This is a genomic window from Aeromicrobium sp. UBA7512 (assembly GCF_002476985.1).
Lineage (GTDB): Bacteria > Actinomycetota > Actinomycetes > Propionibacteriales > Nocardioidaceae > Aeromicrobium > Aeromicrobium phoceense.
In genome coordinates this window covers 1-15,833 of sequence record NZ_DLNK01000004.1, presented here as the reverse complement: position 1 = coordinate 15,833, position 15,833 = coordinate 1, and the positions used below count along the sequence as shown (strand labels likewise).

General features: G+C 72.0%; 16 protein-coding genes and 1 other RNA gene. 12 read left to right on the top strand and 5 right to left on the bottom strand.

The window, feature by feature from the left end; genetic code table 11:
• The first annotated feature begins 30 nt into the window (after positions 1–30).
• The 7 genes from B2363_RS05690 to B2363_RS05660 are packed head-to-tail and all read left to right on the top strand — an operon-like array spanning position 31 to position 7,136.
• The gene (locus B2363_RS05690) at positions 31–639 is read left to right on the top strand and encodes a DUF305 domain-containing protein (RefSeq protein ID WP_286929053.1); all 609 of its coding nucleotides are present in this window, start codon (positions 31–33) and stop codon (positions 637–639) included.
• 58 nt (positions 640–697) lie between these two features.
• Positions 698–1,021: a TfoX/Sxy family protein gene (locus B2363_RS05685; RefSeq protein ID WP_286929052.1), complete on the top strand. Its 324-nt coding sequence runs from the start codon at positions 698–700 to the stop codon at positions 1,019–1,021.
• Positions 1,022–1,068: 47 nt separating this feature from the next.
• Positions 1,069–3,174 carry a RecQ family ATP-dependent DNA helicase gene (locus tag B2363_RS05680; RefSeq protein WP_286929051.1) on the top strand — a complete coding sequence of 702 codons (2,106 nt, stop codon included), beginning with the start codon at positions 1,069–1,071 and terminating at the stop codon, positions 3,172–3,174.
• A gap of 28 nt (positions 3,175–3,202) precedes the next feature.
• Complete coding sequence (locus B2363_RS05675; RefSeq protein WP_286929050.1) at positions 3,203–4,063, top strand: M23 family metallopeptidase; 861 nt, start codon at positions 3,203–3,205, stop codon at positions 4,061–4,063.
• A gap of 25 nt (positions 4,064–4,088) precedes the next feature.
• A complete protein-coding gene (locus tag B2363_RS05670; protein ID WP_286929048.1) occupies positions 4,089–5,213 on the top strand; it encodes a Nif3-like dinuclear metal center hexameric protein in 1,125 nt (374 codons plus the stop codon).
• A gap of 10 nt (positions 5,214–5,223) precedes the next feature.
• Positions 5,224–5,964 carry a zinc ribbon domain-containing protein gene (locus B2363_RS05665; protein WP_181756643.1) on the top strand — a complete coding sequence of 247 codons (741 nt, stop codon included), beginning with the start codon at positions 5,224–5,226 and terminating at the stop codon, positions 5,962–5,964.
• Complete coding sequence (locus tag B2363_RS05660; RefSeq protein WP_286929047.1) at positions 5,925–7,136, top strand: bifunctional RNase H/acid phosphatase; 1,212 nt, start codon at positions 5,925–5,927, stop codon at positions 7,134–7,136. The genes B2363_RS05665 and B2363_RS05660 overlap by 40 nt, the downstream gene beginning before the upstream one ends.
• A gap of 104 nt (positions 7,137–7,240) precedes the next feature.
• Here B2363_RS05660 and B2363_RS05655 read toward each other — a convergent pair whose 3' ends face one another.
• Positions 7,241–7,984, bottom strand: coding sequence for a YaaA family protein (locus B2363_RS05655; RefSeq protein WP_286929046.1), 744 nt, complete (start codon positions 7,982–7,984; stop codon positions 7,241–7,243).
• Positions 7,985–7,998: 14 nt separating this feature from the next.
• Complete coding sequence (locus tag B2363_RS05650; protein ID WP_181756645.1) at positions 7,999–8,559, bottom strand: TMEM165/GDT1 family protein; 561 nt, start codon at positions 8,557–8,559, stop codon at positions 7,999–8,001.
• Positions 8,560–8,795: 236 nt separating this feature from the next.
• On the opposite strand from B2363_RS05650, the gene rnpB reads away from it, so the two are divergent.
• The 3 genes from rnpB (at position 8,796) to B2363_RS05635 (ending at position 10,919) form a co-directional block, all read left to right on the top strand.
• Positions 8,796–9,172: RNase P RNA component class A (gene rnpB / locus B2363_RS05645), an RNA gene on the top strand.
• Positions 9,173–9,231: 59 nt separating this feature from the next.
• The gene (locus tag B2363_RS05640; protein WP_286929042.1) at positions 9,232–9,426 is read left to right on the top strand and encodes a hypothetical protein; all 195 of its coding nucleotides are present in this window, start codon (positions 9,232–9,234) and stop codon (positions 9,424–9,426) included.
• Complete coding sequence (locus B2363_RS05635) at positions 9,423–10,919, top strand: hypothetical protein (RefSeq protein WP_286929041.1); 1,497 nt, start codon at positions 9,423–9,425, stop codon at positions 10,917–10,919. The genes B2363_RS05640 and B2363_RS05635 overlap by 4 nt, the downstream gene beginning before the upstream one ends.
• A gap of 3 nt (positions 10,920–10,922) precedes the next feature.
• On the opposite strand, the gene B2363_RS05630 is transcribed toward B2363_RS05635, so the two are convergent.
• Positions 10,923–11,804 carry a GmrSD restriction endonuclease domain-containing protein gene (locus tag B2363_RS05630; RefSeq protein ID WP_286929040.1) on the bottom strand — a complete coding sequence of 294 codons (882 nt, stop codon included), beginning with the start codon at positions 11,802–11,804 and terminating at the stop codon, positions 10,923–10,925.
• 174 nt (positions 11,805–11,978) lie between these two features.
• Here B2363_RS05630 and B2363_RS05625 point away from each other — a divergent pair, with 174 nt between their 5' ends.
• Positions 11,979–12,818: an aldo/keto reductase gene (locus tag B2363_RS05625; RefSeq protein WP_286929039.1), complete on the top strand. Its 840-nt coding sequence runs from the start codon at positions 11,979–11,981 to the stop codon at positions 12,816–12,818.
• An 18-nt stretch (positions 12,819–12,836) separates the two neighbouring features.
• On the opposite strand, the gene panB is transcribed toward B2363_RS05625, so the two are convergent.
• Positions 12,837–13,688: a 3-methyl-2-oxobutanoate hydroxymethyltransferase gene (gene panB / locus B2363_RS05620; protein WP_286929037.1), complete on the bottom strand. Its 852-nt coding sequence runs from the start codon at positions 13,686–13,688 to the stop codon at positions 12,837–12,839.
• Positions 13,689–13,773: 85 nt separating this feature from the next.
• Here panB and B2363_RS05615 point away from each other — a divergent pair, with 85 nt between their 5' ends.
• Positions 13,774–15,468 carry a hypothetical protein gene (locus B2363_RS05615; RefSeq protein ID WP_286929036.1) on the top strand — a complete coding sequence of 565 codons (1,695 nt, stop codon included), beginning with the start codon at positions 13,774–13,776 and terminating at the stop codon, positions 15,466–15,468.
• Between the two features lie 6 nt (positions 15,469–15,474).
• Here the strand turns inward: B2363_RS05615 and B2363_RS05610 are convergent, their stop codons facing one another.
• Positions 15,475–15,765: a hypothetical protein gene (locus tag B2363_RS05610; protein WP_286929184.1), complete on the bottom strand. Its 291-nt coding sequence runs from the start codon at positions 15,763–15,765 to the stop codon at positions 15,475–15,477.
• Between the last annotated feature and the right edge of the window lie 68 nt (positions 15,766–15,833).

Sequence of the window (15,833 nt, the reverse complement as noted above, 5' to 3'; positions counted from 1 at the left end):
TGTGACCTCCGTGCGACGTACGCTTGCGGTATGAGCGCCAGCAGTTGGGGGCCCGCCCTCAGGGGTCGATCGGCGGCTGTCTCACTGGCGCTCCTCGCGGCTCTCGCGCTCACGGCGTGCTCGACTGGCGGGCAGGATCCCGCCTCCCACGGCATGGACCACGGCTCGTCGGCGCGCGACGCAGACGTGAACCACGCGGACGTCATGTTCACGACGATGATGATCCCGCACCACGAGCAGGCGATGGAGATGAGCGACGTGGTCCTGGCGAAGGACGCGATCGATCCCCGGGTCGCGGCCCTGGCGGAGCGGATCAAGCAGGCGCAGGGCCCGGAGATCGCGCAGATGGAGCAGTGGCTCGAGGAGTGGGACGCCGACATGCGCGGGATGGACGGCGGTGGTCACGACTCGGGGATGATGGACGCCGGCGACATGGCCGCGTTGGAGGACGCGGAGGGCGAGGCCGCGATGCGCTTGTTCCTGGAGCAGATGATCGAGCACCACGAGGGTGCGGTCGACATGGCGAAGGCCGAGGTCGCGAACGGCCGCAATGCCGACGTCGTGGGTCTGGCCCGCGCGATCATCGCGAGCCAGACCGCCGAGATCCAGGAGATGAAAGGTCTGCTGGACGGTCGGTGACCGCGCTGGCGTGGCCCGGAGGTCGACGCGAGGCCGTCGCCGGTGGCACAGTCGCGGCATGACGCTGCAGGACGCGCTCGCGGACCGGGTGCGACGCGTGCTCGCGCACCGCCAGACGCGCGAGGTGTCCATGTTCGGTGGCCTGTCGTTCATGGTCGACGAGTCCCTCACGGTCGCCGCGCGCGGTGACGGGAGCCTCCTCGTCCGGGTCGAGCCCGCCACGTACGGCGACCTGTTGGGACGTGAGGGCGCTGGACCCGCGCGGATGCGCAACGGGCGCGAGATGGGTGACCGGTGGCTCGCGGTCGCACCCGATGCCTTGGTCGAGGACGACGCCCTGGCCTTCTGGGTCCACACCGGCCTAGCCGCTCGTCCACAGTGAAGGAGCGAGATGCAGCGCTTGTCGGAGCCGCCTGACACGATCGGGGCATGAAGACGATCGCGACGACCACCGCCGACGAGGCCCTCGAGCGCCTGCGCGCGCTCACGGGCCGGCCCGATGCGCGCTTCCACGAGGGCCAGCTCGAGGCGATCGCCGCGCTCGTCGACCAGCAGCGGCGGGCGCTCGTCGTCCAGCGCACCGGCTGGGGCAAGTCGGCGGTCTACTTCGTCGCCACGGCGCTGCTGCGCTCGCGCGGTGCCGGTCCCACCGTCCTGGTCTCGCCGCTGCTGGCCCTCATGCGCGACCAGGTGGCCGCTGCCGAGCGCGCCGGGGTGCGGGCCGCGGCGATCAACTCCGCCACGGTAGAGGAGTGGGACGACATCGAGGCGCGCCTGGCGGCCGACACGATCGACGTCCTGCTGGTCTCCCCGGAGCGCCTGAACAATCCCACGTTCCGCGAGCAGCAGCTGCCCCGACTGCTCGACCGGATGGGCCTGCTCGTCGTCGACGAGGCGCACTGCATCTCCGACTGGGGCCACGACTTCCGCCCCGACTACCGGCGGCTCGCGCACGTCATCGAGTCGCTCGGGCCCCAGGTCCCCGTGCTGGCCACCACCGCCACCGCGAACGCCCGCGTCGTGGCCGACGTCGCCGATCAGCTCGGGGGCGACGTGCTCACGCTGCGCGGCTCGCTGGCCCGCGACTCGCTGCGGCTCGGCTCGCTCACCCTGCCCTCGGCGAAGCAGCGGCTGGGCTGGCTCGTGGCGCACCTAGGCGACCTCACGGGCAGCGGGATCATCTACGCGCTCACCGTGTCGGCCGCCGAGGACACCGCGCGGCTGCTGCGTGAGGCGGACTTCGAGGTGCGCGCCTACACCGGTCGCACCGACCCCTCCGAGCGCGAGGAGCTCGAGCAGGCCCTAAAGGAGAACCGCGTGAAGGCCCTCGTGGCCACCAGCGCGCTGGGGATGGGGTTCGACAAGCCCGACCTCGGCTTCGTCGTGCACCTGGGGGCTCCGTCGTCGCCCGTGGCGTACTACCAGCAGGTCGGCCGAGCCGGACGCGCCACGGATCGCGCCGACGTGCTGCTCCTGCCCGGCCCCGAGGACCGCGACATCTGGCGCTACTTCGCGACCGCCTCGATGCCCGACCCCGAGCGCGCCGACCGGGTCATCTCCCAGCTGGGCTCCGAGCCGATCTCCACGCCGGCGCTCGAGGCGCTCGTCGACATCAAGCGCACCCAGCTCGAGCTGCTGCTCAAGGTCCTCGACGTCGACGGCGCCGTGCGCAAGGTGCGCGGGGGGTGGATCGCCACGGGGCAGCCGTGGGTGTACGACGCCGAGCGGTACGAGCGCATCGCGGCGGCGCGAGAGCACGAGCAGCAGGCGATGCTGACGTACGAGCGCGGGCAGACCTGTCGAATGGAGCTGCTGCAGCGCGATCTCGACGACCCGTCCGCCACCGCGTGCGGTCGTTGCGACGTGTGCACCGCTGCCTGGTACCCGACCGACGTGCCGGAGGCCACGGTCGGACGCGCCACCGAGGCGCTCGACCGGGTGGGCGTGCCGATCGAGCCGCGGGGCCAGTGGCCCACGGGCGCCGACCGGCGCGGGGTTGAGGTCAAGGGCCGGATCGCGGCCGAGGAGCGGGCCGAGACCGGTCGGGTGATCGCCCGACTCTCCGACCTCGGCTGGGGCGGCACCCTGCGCGAGCTGTTCGCCGCGGGTGCTCCCGACCGCGAGATCCCCGAGCCACTGGTCGGCGCGGCCGTCCGTGCCCTGCGGGACTGGCCGTGGGAGCAGCGCCCGGTCGCGGTCGTCGCGATGCCCTCGGTCACCCGGCCCACGCTCGTCGCCTCCACCGCCGAGACCATCTCCCGACTCGGCCGAATGCCACTGCTGGGCACCCTCGACCTCGATCCTCACATTCCGCGTGCCGAGACCGGGGGCAACAGCGCCTTCCGGCTCGCCTCGGTGTGGGGCCGGTTCAGCGTGGGTTCCGAGCTCGCTTCCGCCCTGCGGGACGCTCCGGGGCCGGTGCTCCTCGTCGACGACCTCGTCGACAGCCGGTGGACGATCACGGTGGCCGCGCGCGAGCTGCGCCGAGCCGGCGCCACGGCGGTGCTGCCGTTCGCGCTCGCCACGGTGGCCTGACCGGGCAGGGTGTGCTGGCATGGGTGACATGACGACGCGCGGGACCGGACGGTGGCGACGAGCGATCAGCGGGCTGTTCCCGCTCTGGGCGTGGCTGTTCCTGGCGTCCGTGGTGGCCGGGTTCGTCCTCGACGTCCCGATCGGGGTCACCAGCCTCGCCGTCCTGGTGTTCTTCGCGCTGTGCCTGGTCCGGCCGGCGCGTCAGGACGACCGTGAGCCCGTCGTGGTCGACAGCCCCGTGCGCGGCACGTGGACGGTGGTGCACAGCCCCGCGTCGTCGGTGCCGAGCCACGGCGTCCGCGGCTACGGCCAGTCCCACGCGATCGACATCATCCACCCGCGACCCGAGGACACCGAGCCCTCGTACCCCCTCTTCGGCGGCTTCGAGCGGCCCGAGTCGTTCAGCTCCTTCGGTGAGCCCATCCATGCCGTCGCCGGCGGCACCGTCGTGACGGTCCTCGACACCCGGCGCGACCACCTCTCGCGCACCTCGTGGCTCGCGTTCGCCTACATGATGGTGATCGACGGGCTGCGCGACCTCGGGGGAGCGGCGGCCGTCGTCGGCAACCACGTCGTGATCGACCACGGCGAAGGCGTGTACTCGCTCTCCGCGCACGTCCGGAAGGGCACCGCGGCGGTGGCGGTCGGTGATCACGTCGTCGCCGGACAGGTGCTCGGTGAGGTCGGCAACTCCGGCAACACCTCCGAGCCGCACCTGCACGTGCAGCTGATGGACCACGCGGCGCCGCTGCGGGCGGCGGGCCTGCCGATGCGATTCAGCGGCATCAAGCAGCCCGAGGGCGCGGTCGACCGCGGGTGGACGAAGAAGGAGCCCGAGGCGGGGATCGAGCCGGGGATGCCCGCCAACTTCCAGGTCTTCGAGGCCTGACGGACGGGCGTGACAGACTCGCCCCATGCCTTCGCTGCGTGACGTGATCGCCGTTCTCGACGGTCTCTACGACCCCCGCTGGGCCGACGACTGGGATGCCGTGGGCACCGTCGTCGGTGACCCGAGCGCGGAGGTCTCCTCGATCCTGTTCGCGGTCGACCCGGTGCAGGCGGTCGTCGACGAGGCGGTCGAGCTGGGGGCCCAGCTCGTGGTCACCCATCACCCGCTCTTCCTCAAGGGCACCTCCTCGGTGGCAGCGACCACGCCGAAGGGCCGGGTCGTGCACACGCTCATCTCTCACGGGATCGGGCTGCACACGTGTCACACGAACGCCGACTGCGCGCCGCGTGGCGTCAGCGAGTCCATGGCGTCGACGCTGGGCCTGACCGACCTGCGACCGCTCGAGGTCGACCTCGAACCGCCGATGGACAAGTGGGTCGTGTTCGTCCCGCGCGACGACGCCGACCGCGTCGTCGCGGCGATGCACGAGGCCGGCGCCGGGAGCATGGGCGACTACGACCGGGCCCAGTTCCAGAGCCCGGGTCGCGGTTCGTTCCGGCCGCTCGAGGGCGCCGATCCGGCGATCGGGTCCATCGGCGAGGTCGAGTGGGTCGACGAGGTCCGCGTGGAGCTCGTCGCCGACCAGTCGATCCGCGAGGAGGTGCGCTCGGCGATGCTCGCCACGCACCCGTACGAGGAGGTGGCCTACGACCTCTGGCCCCTCGCCGCGCGGCCCAGCGAGCGCGGCTCCGGGCGCATCGGGCGCCTGCGCGAGCCGATGACGCTCAGCGCGTTCGCGGAGCACGTGCGTGGCTGCCTGCCGGCGCACGCGGGCGCCACCCGGGTCGCCGGCGACCTCGATCGCATCATCGAGACCGTCGCGGTATGCGGGGGCTCGGGCGACTTCCTGCTCGGCACGGCCGACGCCGCCGGGGCCGACGCCTACGTCACCTCCGACCTGCGCCACCACCCCGTCAGCGAGCACCTCCAGCGCGCCGGTGCGTGCGCCGTGATCGACGTGCCCCACTGGGCCGCCGAGTGGACCTGGCTGCCCACCGTGGCGGCGGCGGTGCGCGAGGAGTTGGGCGATACGGTGAAGACCCACGTCTCCACGATCGGCACCGATCCCTGGAGCCGGACGTTGTCATGAGGAGTCGCACGTGAAGGCTGAACCGGTCGCCCAGCAGGCGTTGCTGGACCTGCAGGAGAAGGACTCGGCGCTGGCGCAGCTGACGCACCGCCGCAACACCCTGCCCGAGCACGCCGAGATCGCGGCCGTCGACGCCCGGATCCGCGAGATCGACGCCCGTCGGATCGAGGCGCAGACGCGGGTCGCCGACCTCGAGCGCGCGCAGGCCAAGGCCGACACCGAGGTGGAGCAGGTCAAGGCCCGCCGCACCCGTGACGAGGAGCGGATGGCCTCGGGCGCCATCTCGAACCCGAAGGACCTGTCGAGCATGCAGAGCGAGCTCGAGGCGCTGGCGCGCCGGATCTCCACGCTCGAGGACGAGGAGCTCGAGGTCATGGAGCAGCTGGAGACCGCCCAGGCGGAGCTGTCCCGGGCGCTCGCCGAGCTCGAGGCCGAGAACGCCACCCGCGACACCCTCGTCGCCGCGCGCGACGAGAAGGTCGCGGCGATCGACGCCGAGGCCGCCGAGGCCTCGGCCGGTCGCGAGAAGGTCCGTCCGCAGGTGCCCGACGACCTCTTCACCCTCTACGCGAAGCTCGCCGGGAGCCATGGCGGTCTGGGGGCGGCGGCCCTGCGGGCTCGTCGCTGCCAGGGCTGTCACCTCGAGCTCAACGGCGCCGACGTGCGCGAGCTGCTCGCCGAGCCGGCCGACACCGTCCTGCGCTGCCCCGAGTGCAGCCGCATCCTGGTGCGCACCGAGCCCGGCGCCTGATGGGCTGGGTGGCCGAGGCCGACGGAGGATCGCGCGGGAACCCCGGACCTGCCGCCTACGGGTCGGCACTGCTGAAGGACGGCGCTCTCGTCGCCGACCGCGGCGAGACGATCGGGATCGCGACGAACAACGTGGCCGAGTACCGCGGCCTCATCGGTGCGCTGGAGCTCGCGCTCGAGCACGCCGGTGGTGAGCCGCTCGAGGTCCGCATGGACTCCAAGCTCGTCATCGAGCAGATGGCCGGCCGCTGGAAGATCAAGCACCCCGACATGAAGCCGCTCGCGATGCGCGCGCAGGCGATCGTGCGCGAACTCGGTCCGGTCACCTGGACGTGGGTGCCTCGCGCAAAGAACGCTCGCGCCGACGCGCTGGCCAACGCCGCGCTCGACGCCGAGAAGGCCGGCCGGTCGGGCCTCGTGTCGTCCTTCGACTCCTCCGAGCCGGTGCAGCTCGCCGACGAGCCGCCGGAGCCGCCCGCGCTGTTCACCGAGCCGCGCGACGCCGCCCCGCTCGACGCGAAGGCCAGGAAGCCGCAGGTCGGATGGCGCGGTTCGATGCAGGGCGACCCGACCACCGTCATCCTGCTGCGCCACGGCGTCACCGCCCACACGCAGCGCAAGCTGTTCAGCGGCACGGGCGGCGAGGACCTGCCGCTCGTCGACGAGGGCGTCGAGCAGGCGCGCCGCGCCGCGGCGTGGATCGCCGAGCGTGGGGGAGCCGACGCGATCGTGGCGTCCCCCCTGCAGCGCACTCGGCAGACGGCCGCCCAGGTGGCCGAGCGGCTCGGCCTGCCGGTCGAGATCGAGGAGGGCTTCGCCGAGGCCGGCTTCGGCGAGTGGGACGGCTTCTCGTTCGGCGACATCATGAAGCGCTGGCCGCAGGAGCTGGACTCGTGGCTCGCGTCCACGGCCGTCGCGCCCCCGGGAGGCGAGTCCTTCGACGCCGTCGCCACGCGCGTCGAGGCGGCGCGCGACCGGCTGCTCCAGCGTCACGCGGGGCGGACGGTCGTCGTGGCCAGCCACGTCACGCCCATCAAGCTGATGGTGCGGCTCGCGCTCGGCTCGGACATGGGCGTCATCCACCGGATGGAGCTCGCGCCGGCCTCGATCACCACGATCACGTGGTGGCCCGACGGCACGCCGAGCCTGCGGAACTTCTCCGTCACTCCCTGATCTCGATACGACGTCTCGCTGCGCTCGCCGTCACTCGATCACCAGCCCGGTGATCGAGTAGCTCGGCGAGGTACGAGCCGGCGTATCGAGATGACGCCGGCGGGTCAGCGCAGGATGACGTCGAGCCGCGTGGGGCCGGAGGCCTCGACCGTCCAGCCGAGGTCGCGCAGGGCGTCGGCGAGCGTGTCGGCGTCCTTGGCCTCGACGTCCTCGGCCAGCACCTGGCGGACGATCCGGCCCTTCGTGGCCTTGTTGCTGTGGCTGACGATCGACCGCTTCCCATCCGACTCGGTCAGCACGCGCATCGTCACCGAGCCGGTGGGCGCCTGGCCCAGCGCGACGTAGGTGCCGGACCTCAGGTCGAGCACCAGCTGACCCTCGGCGAGCTCGGTCAGCGCCCGGGGCACCACGGGCTTCCAGCGACTGGCGACGGTGCCGAGTCGCGGCAGCGTCACCGACCCGCTCAGCCGGTAGGCCGGGATGCGGTCGTGCGGACGCACCAGGCCGAACAGCGCCGAGGCGATCGCCACGCTGTCACGACCGCGCTCCTGCGCCCGGTCGTCGAGGTGCGCCCAGCCGAGCTCGGAGTAGAGGACGCCGGTGTAGACCTCGATCGCGGGCGCGGTGGGCTCCTCGTGCAGTCGCGTGTTCCGCGCGATGTCCTCGGCCTGCGTCGGTCCGAGGCCGAGGATCTCCGCGGCGCGCTTCGTCGAGCTGATCCGGACGAGCGCGTTCAGCAGCTGCTCACGGGTGCGGGTCAGTCTGGGGGAGGAGAGGGTGCCCAGGTCCAGCGCGGGACCGGTCTCGGGACGGGTCTTTCCCTCCGAGGGAGGCAGCACGATCAGCACGTCGCGACCCTATGTCAGCCGAGCAGCAGCCAGATGCCGAGGGCGGCGAACAGCAGCGCGGCCACGGCGTGAACGGCCCGTACCGGCAGCACCTTGAGGATCTGCTTGCCGAGAAGCACCGCGAGGGTGATCGAGACGACCATGCCGATCGTGCTGCCGATCCAGACCCAGAACCACGAGTACTGCGTGGCCAGGGTCATCGTGGCGAACATCGTCTTGTCGCCGAGCTCGGCCAGCGCGAACGCCAGTCCCACGGTGACCAGGGCACGCCCGCTGTGGGGGACGACGCGGATCTCCTCCTCGTGCTCCTCCCCGCGCAGGGACCAGGCGGTGATCGCGGCGAAGACGAGGAAGACGACGCCGGCCACCACCTGCAGGACGTGCTCCGGGATGACGTTCCCGAGTGCTTCGCCCACCAGCGCCGAGGCGAGGTTGATGAGCGCGCAGGCGATCCCCATCCCGAGGATCACCGTGCGGGCGCGGTAGCGCGTGGCGAACGTCATCGCCATCAGCTGGCTCTTGTCGCCGAGCTCGGCGACGAACACCAGCGCTGCCGCGATGAACACTGCTTCCATGACAAAGGCTCCTCGTCCACCCGGACGAGGAGCCTTGGGATACGACGAGCCTCGACCGGGCTCGTGTACACGAATCCGGTCGAAAGTCTCGTCCGCCAGATCACTCTGGCCCGCTGCACCGGAGACCGAGGTCTCAGTGTGTCGACGCAGCGATTGGGGACTACTCCCTTTCGATGCCCCCAGCCTACCGGGGCGGCGGTGATCCCCGTACCGGGGGCATAGGATGGATGCGCGAATGAGTCGGCCGGGCGGCCGCGGCGCCTCCGGGCGTCGAGGAAAGTCCGGACTCCGAAGAGCACGGTGGTGGCCAACAGCCACCCACGGTGACGTGCGGGACAGTGCCACAGAGAACAGACCGCCAGCGGCCACCTCCGGGTGGTGCGGGTAAGGGTGAAACGGTGAGGTAAGAGCTCACCAGCGCGGCGGGTGACCGTCGCGGCTAGGTAAACCCCACCGGGAGCAAGACCAAGTAGGCCCTCCGGGGCCGTGCCACAGGGCTGCTCGTCCGACGTGGCAGGTAGGTCGCACCGAGGTGTCCAGCAATGGGCATCCCAGATGGATGGCCGCCCCTGTTTCGACAGGACAGAATCCGGCTTACAGGCCGGCTCATTCGCACCCCGCCCCTGCGCGAGCCCGCGGGCGCCGCCGCCGTGGATCGGGCACGATGAGCCCATGGCGTACTTCTACTGCTTGAAGCACAAGACCGTCGAGGGCGACGAGGGGTGCAAGGCGTCCGATCGCCTCGGCCCCTACGAGTCGGAGGCGGAGGCCTCGCGTGCGCTGGAGACCGCGCACGAGAAGTCGAAGGCGTGGGACGAGGACCCGAAGTGGAACGACGACGCTCCACCGGCCGGCTCACCTGAGTGACGCCTCCCGATCGGCTCGGCCGCGCCGGCTGGCCGGTCGCCTGGGTCCTCCTGGCGCTGCCGCTGATGTGGTGGACGGTCGGGCTCCTCTCCGACGGTTGGCTCCCGCACGGTGACACGGCCGTGGCCGCCGTGCGGATCCACGACGTGTTCGGGCCGCACACGCCCCTGCTGGGCATGCCCTCGACCGGCGGACAGATCGTCGAGGGCGCGCACGCCCACCACCCCGGCCCGATGCAGTTCCAGCTGCTGGCCCCGCTCTGCGCGCTGAGCGGCTTCGCTCCCTGGGCGCTGGTCGTGGGGTCGTTCCTGCTGCTGACCGGGCTCCTGGGCCTCGCCCTCGCCGCGGCCTCACGGGCCGCCGGGCGCCGCGGCTGGCTCACCGTCGCGGTGGTCCACCTCGCCATGATCGTGGGTGTCGGCGCCGCCCTCGTCACCCCGTGGAATCCGTGGGTTGCCATGTTCGCGCTGGGCGCCTCGGTCTCGGCCGCCTGGGCCGTCCTGACCGGTCACGGCCGCTGGTGGCCGGTCTTCGTCGTCGTGATCTCGCTGGCGGCGCAGTCCCAGCTCGCGATCGCTCCGCTCGCCCTCGTGCTGGGACTGGTCACGCTCGGCGTCTCGATCGCGCTGTGGAGGAGGGGACGCCTCGAGGTCACGCGGGGAACCCTCGTGCTCGCCCTCGTGCTGGGGCTGGCCTGCTGGGCCGCTCCGCTCGTGGAGGTGGTGCGGAACGAGCCGGACAACCTCGACCTGCTGGCGCGCATCGCCGGGTCCGGCGGCGGACTGCTGCCCGCCGTCCTGCTCGCCGCAGTCATCGGAGGGCTGCTGTGGTGGACCCGGCGGCGGCGCACGGGCCTGACCTCGGGCGATCCCTCGAGCCTGGTGACGTGGCTGTGGATCGGCACGCTCGTGCTGCTGGCCTCGGCGACGAGGGCGGGGGAGGGCCGCGGCTTCTACGTCGTCTACGGCGCCGCCGTCCCGCTCACTCTCCTCGCGTGGCCGGTGGTCGGCTGGGCGCTCCGGTCACGGCACCGACGTGCGCTCGGCGGGGTCGCTGTGGCCTGCGCACTCCTGGCCCTGGCGTTCCTGCCGCAGAACATGGCCGACACCGCTCAGGGGGACAGCCGTCGTGCCGCGCCGGTGATCCGGGCGGCGCAGGCGATGGCGGGGACGGTCGACGGCCCCATCGTGGTCGAGACCAAGGGCGGGCTGGCCTGGCTCGACATCGGCCCGGGCGTCTACGCGGCGCTGCTGGCCGATGGCCACGACGTGTACTTCGATGCGCGGGTCGACGGCGAGCGCGAGGACGACTTCCGCGATCCGCGGCAGGCGGAGGGTCCGGTGCGCCGGCTCACCGTGCACAGTCATCCGGGAACGGCCGATCCGCCGCCAGAGGGCGCGGTGGTCGACCGGATCGAGCTGCTGCAGCCGGCGGGAGCCACCGTCGTGCCGGGTGCCGAGCGGTACGTCGACCTCGTGCTCGAGGAGCGCTGAGCGTCAGGCCTGCGAGGCGCGGTACCCGGCAGCCTGGGCCGCGGACTCCGTCGCGAAGCACTCCTCGGGCTTGGTCACGTCGTAGTAGCGGCCGCTCGGGAGGTGGTAGATCATCGAGTTCGCGTTGCCCTTGATGGGGTGGCTGCTCGGGCAGTCGTAGGCCGAGACGGGCGGGACCCCGCCACCGGGCTTCGTCCGCTTCTTCTTTTTCTTGCCGCTCTCCGCCTTGCCCTTCGCGGGCAGGTCGACCATCGTGCGGGCGTCCCCGCACCGGGCGAGCCGACGGCTCAGCACCCGGTGCTCCGCCCGGTCCACCGTCAGGTTCCAGCGGTACTTCACGGCCACCCAGCGGGCGACGTACGTGCAGGTGCGGTGCCGCGGCAGCCAGCTCGCGGGATCGTGATCGGACTTGGACTGGTTGGAGTGGCTCGAGACGGCCAGCAGCGAGTGCCGGTAGGAGGTGTCGTTGGCGAAGCCGCGGCGCCGGTTGGTGCTCCACGTGGAGGCGCCCGAGCGCCACGCCTCGGCGAGCGCCACGCGGTGGTCGATCTGGAGTCCGCGCGGCTTCGTGATGGTGCGGCCCGTGTACTCGTTGACCCAGAGACCGCGCTTCACGCGGCACCACCGGTCCTTGGAGACCTTCTTGCGGGACTCGGCGATCAGCACCGTCTCGCGCACGTTGCACTCGCCCTTGCGCATCGTCCAGTGGTCGAACGCGTCACGGTCGTAGGTGCCGCGGTTCTTCTCCTGGGCCACCCGCAGTTTCTTGAGCAGCTTCACTGCGGCCACCTTGCGGGGGCCGGCCTCCGCCGGCGGCGAGGTGAGGGCGAGCGTGCCCAGCGCCAGCGCCAGGGCGAGCAGGATCGAAGGGAGACGGCGGGGCACGCTCCCGACGGTAGGCAGTCACCTCGGCCCCGTCCGGCGATTCAGTCACATTGGTCCCATCGGGCCATGGCGCTCGGGTAGCGCAGCGATGAGGTCGTCATCGTGAGCAAGGCCGCACACCCTGCATGCGTCTCGCGTGTGCGGCGTGTGGGCGCAGCCCGTAGCGTCGAGGACATGACGGTTCCCACGCTCACGCTCAACAACGGTGTCCAGATCCCGCAGTTCGGCTACGGCACCTGGCAGGTCCCGCCGGAGACGGCCCAGGACCGGGTGACCGAGGCGCTCGACCTCGGCTACCGCCACATCGACACGGCCCAGATGTACGGCAACGAGGCCGGCGTCGGTGCGGCGATCGCCGCGTCCGGCCTGGCCCGCGACGAGGTCTTCGTCACCACGAAGCTCAACAACAACCGGCACGACCCGGCCGTCGTCGCCGGCTCCCTCGACGAGTCGCTGGAGAAGCTCCAGCTCGACCGGGTCGACCTCTTCCTCATCCACTGGCCGCTGCCGACCACCGACATCGACTTCGTCGACACGTGGCGCGCGATGGAGGAGGTCTACTCCGCCGGCAAGGCGCGCGCGATCGGCGTCTCCAACTTCCAGCCCTCGCACCTGCGCCGCGTCGTGCAGGAGGGCACGGTCGTCCCGGCCGTCAACCAGGTCGAGATCCACCCCTACTTCACGCAGGACGACCTGCGCGCGGTCAACGCCGAGCACGGTGTCGCGACCGAGGCCTGGTCGCCCCTCGCGCAGGGCCAGGTGTTCGACGACTCCGCCCTGCAGGCCATCGCGGCCAGCACCGGGCGCAGCGTCTCGCAGGTGGTGCTGCGCTGGCACCTGCAGCGCGGCGACATCGTCTTCCCGAAGGCCTCGTCGGTGGACCGGCTGAAGCAGAACTTCGACGTCTTCGACTTCGAGCTCTCGCCCGCCGACATGGGCGCCATCTCCGCCCTCGACGCCGGGCGACGCATCGGGCCCGACCCGGACACGATGAGCTGGATCCCGAAGGACTGAGGGGGACCTCCCCGCGGCTCAGCTCTCGAACGAGTGCTCGGCCGCGGGGAAGGATCCGTCGGCGACCTCGCTCTGGAACTGGTCGACGGCCCCGCTGATCACGCTGCGCAGGTCGGCGTACTTCTTGACGAAGCGCGGCGCACGACCCGAGCGCAGGCCCAGCATGTCCTGCCAGACGAGCACCTGCGCGTCGCAGCCCGCGCCGGCGCCGATGCCGACCGTGGGGATCTGCAGCTTCGAGGTCACCTCGGTGGCGACGGGGGCCGGGACCATCTCCATCACGACGGCGAAGGCACCGGCCTCCTGGACCGCCAGCGCGTCGTCGATGAGCTTCTGGCTCGCGTCGCCGCGGCCCTGCACGCGGTAGCCGCCGAGGTTGTGCTCGGACTGCGGCGTGAAGCCGATGTGCGCCATGACGGGGATGCCGCCCTCGGTGAGCTTGCGGATCTGCGGCGCCATCTCCGCGCCGCCCTCGAGCTTGACGGCGTGTGCCAGCCCCTCCTTCATGAAGCGGACGCTCGTGTCGTAGGCCTGCTCGGGCGAGCGCTGGTACGACCCGAACGGCAGGTCGGCGACGACGAGCGAGCGCTGGACCGAGCGCGTGACCGCCTTGACCAGCACGAGCAGCTCGTCGACCGTGACGGGCAGCGAGGACTCGTAGCCGTAGACGTTGTTCGCGGCCGAGTCGCCGACGAGCAGCACCGGCACGCCGGCCTCGTCGAAGAGCTGGGCGGTGTACTGGTCGTAGCTGGTGAGCATCGCCCACCGGTGACCCTCGGACTTCCACTTCGCCAGGTGGTGCGTGCGGACCTTGCGCACGTCGGGCGAGGCGGTGGGACGGGAACCGTACGGTGCGGGCTCTTCAGTCATGCAGCACAGGGTAGTCCCCAGCGAGGAGCCGCTCGGGGCCCGTAGACTGCTCGCGACCTCGAACCCGCTTTGCCGCAAGGAACCCGTGTCGACCTCGCCCGCCTCGATCCCCACGCGGATCGGCCGACGCCTCGGCCTGCGCGAGCACCGGTGGTTCTGGACGGTCTTCGCCGTGCTGCTCCTTCCGATCGTCGTCTGGTACGTCGCCCGGCTCGGCGAGGGCTGGCTGCCCCAGGGCGACGACGCGATGATCGCCATCCGTGCCCATGACGCCTGGTCGGGTCACTGGCCGCTCGTGGGCATGCGCTCGACCAGCGACCAGACCGTCGAGGGCGTCTACGCCTACCACCCCGGGCCGCTCGAGTTCTACGTGATCGGGCTGCCGTACCTGCTGTCCGGCTGGCACGTCTGGGGCCTGCTGCTGGGCTGTGCTCTCGTGACGGCAGCGTTCGTCGGGGTGTCGCTCTGGTCGGGCTACCGCGCGGCGGGCCGCCCCGGACTGCTCGCGATGGCCGGCGCGACGATCACGCTCTACGGGCTGTTCGGGTCGGTGCTCGTCCTGCCCTGGAACCCGTGGCCCACCGTCTTCGGGCTGCTCGCCAGCCTCGCCGTGGCGTGGCGGATGCTGCTGGGGCACCGGGGCCTGTGGCCGTTGTTCATGGTGTGCGTCAGCTGGACGGGACAGGCCCACCTCGGCGTCACGCCGATCGTCGGCCTGCTGGGCGTGTGGATGCTGCTCCTGACGATCCGGCGCTGGTGGCGGGGGTTCCGCAGCAGGCCCGGCGAGGTCGGGCGCACCCTCCTGGTCGCGTTCGTCTGCTGGCTCGGCCCGATCGTCGAGGCCCTCACGTACTCGCCGAACAACATCGGGGAGATCGCCGCCCTCACCACCGCGGAGAAGACGCAGGACACCTCCGTCGCCGACTCCTGGATCCACGTGACCCACATGGTGTTCCCCTGGCTGCGCCAGTGGCGCGACACCGAGCAGGTGACATACCCGGCCGTCGCCCTGCTGGTCGCCGGCGTGGTGGCGGTGGCCTGGCGTTCCCGCGACCGCCGTCGCCGGCGCCGCATCGACCGCGACGTCGACATCGCCACGAGCGCCGTGGTGGTCGGGCTTTTCGCGGTGGCGGCCACCTTCTGGGCGGGCACACGGACCGGCGGCGACCTGCGCATCGTGTACCTCGACTTCACGATGGCCGGGCCGGTCTTCTTCACCGCGGCCCTCGCCCTGTGGGCGTTCCACCGCGTCCGACTGCGGCTCGAGCGCCGTGGCGCCGACGCCGACCGGATCCGCCGATTCACCGTCCTGGCCGCCGCGGGAGGGGTCCTGCTGCCGGTCCTGGGCACCCTCGCCGGGTCGGCCTCGGTCCGCACCTTCGTCGAGGCGGGCGACGAGGTCAACGTCGAGCAGGCGCGGCTGGTGCTCGACGAGGTGGTCCCCGCCCTGCGCGAGACCCCGTACGCCGACCTGCCGGTCGAGGTCGAGGGCGTCGGCTTCACGGCGTGGGGGAGTGTCGGGCCCGCCCTGTCGCACCGGCTCGTGGTGGACGGCCGGCCGGTGTATTACGAGTCGTGGTGGCCGAAGTCGGCCGACGACGACCACCGCCGCCCCCGCGACATCGAGGGGCCCCGCGTGGTCGTGCGGCTCGAGGAGCGCGCCGGCGGGGCTTCGTGGGAGGAGCCCGCGGAGCCCGTGGACGAGACCCTCACGTTCCCGCTGCTGACCGACGAGGACGGCGGCGAGATCCGCGTGCTCCTGTCGGTGCGCGACGACTGAGCGCGGCTACAGGCTCTCGCGCCAGCGGTTCGTGATCGGCACCCTTCGGTCGCGACCGAAGTTGCGCTTGCTGACCTTCGGGCCCGGCGGGTACTGGCGACGCTTGTACTCCGCCCGGTCGACGAGGGTGATGACCTTCTCCACCACGACGGGGTCGAATCCCTCGGCGACGACGTCGGCCGAGCCGAGGTCACGCTCGACGTAGGCGTCGAGGATGCCGTCGAGCACGGGGTACGGCGGGGGGGTGTCGGGGGCGCGCCGGCCGGGGGGCGGCCCGGCCGGCGGGGCCTTCCGGATCGCGGTCGGGGGGGGGGGGGGGGGCCGGGCCCTCGGCCCGGCCCCGGCGGTTGGGCCCCTCCCGGGCC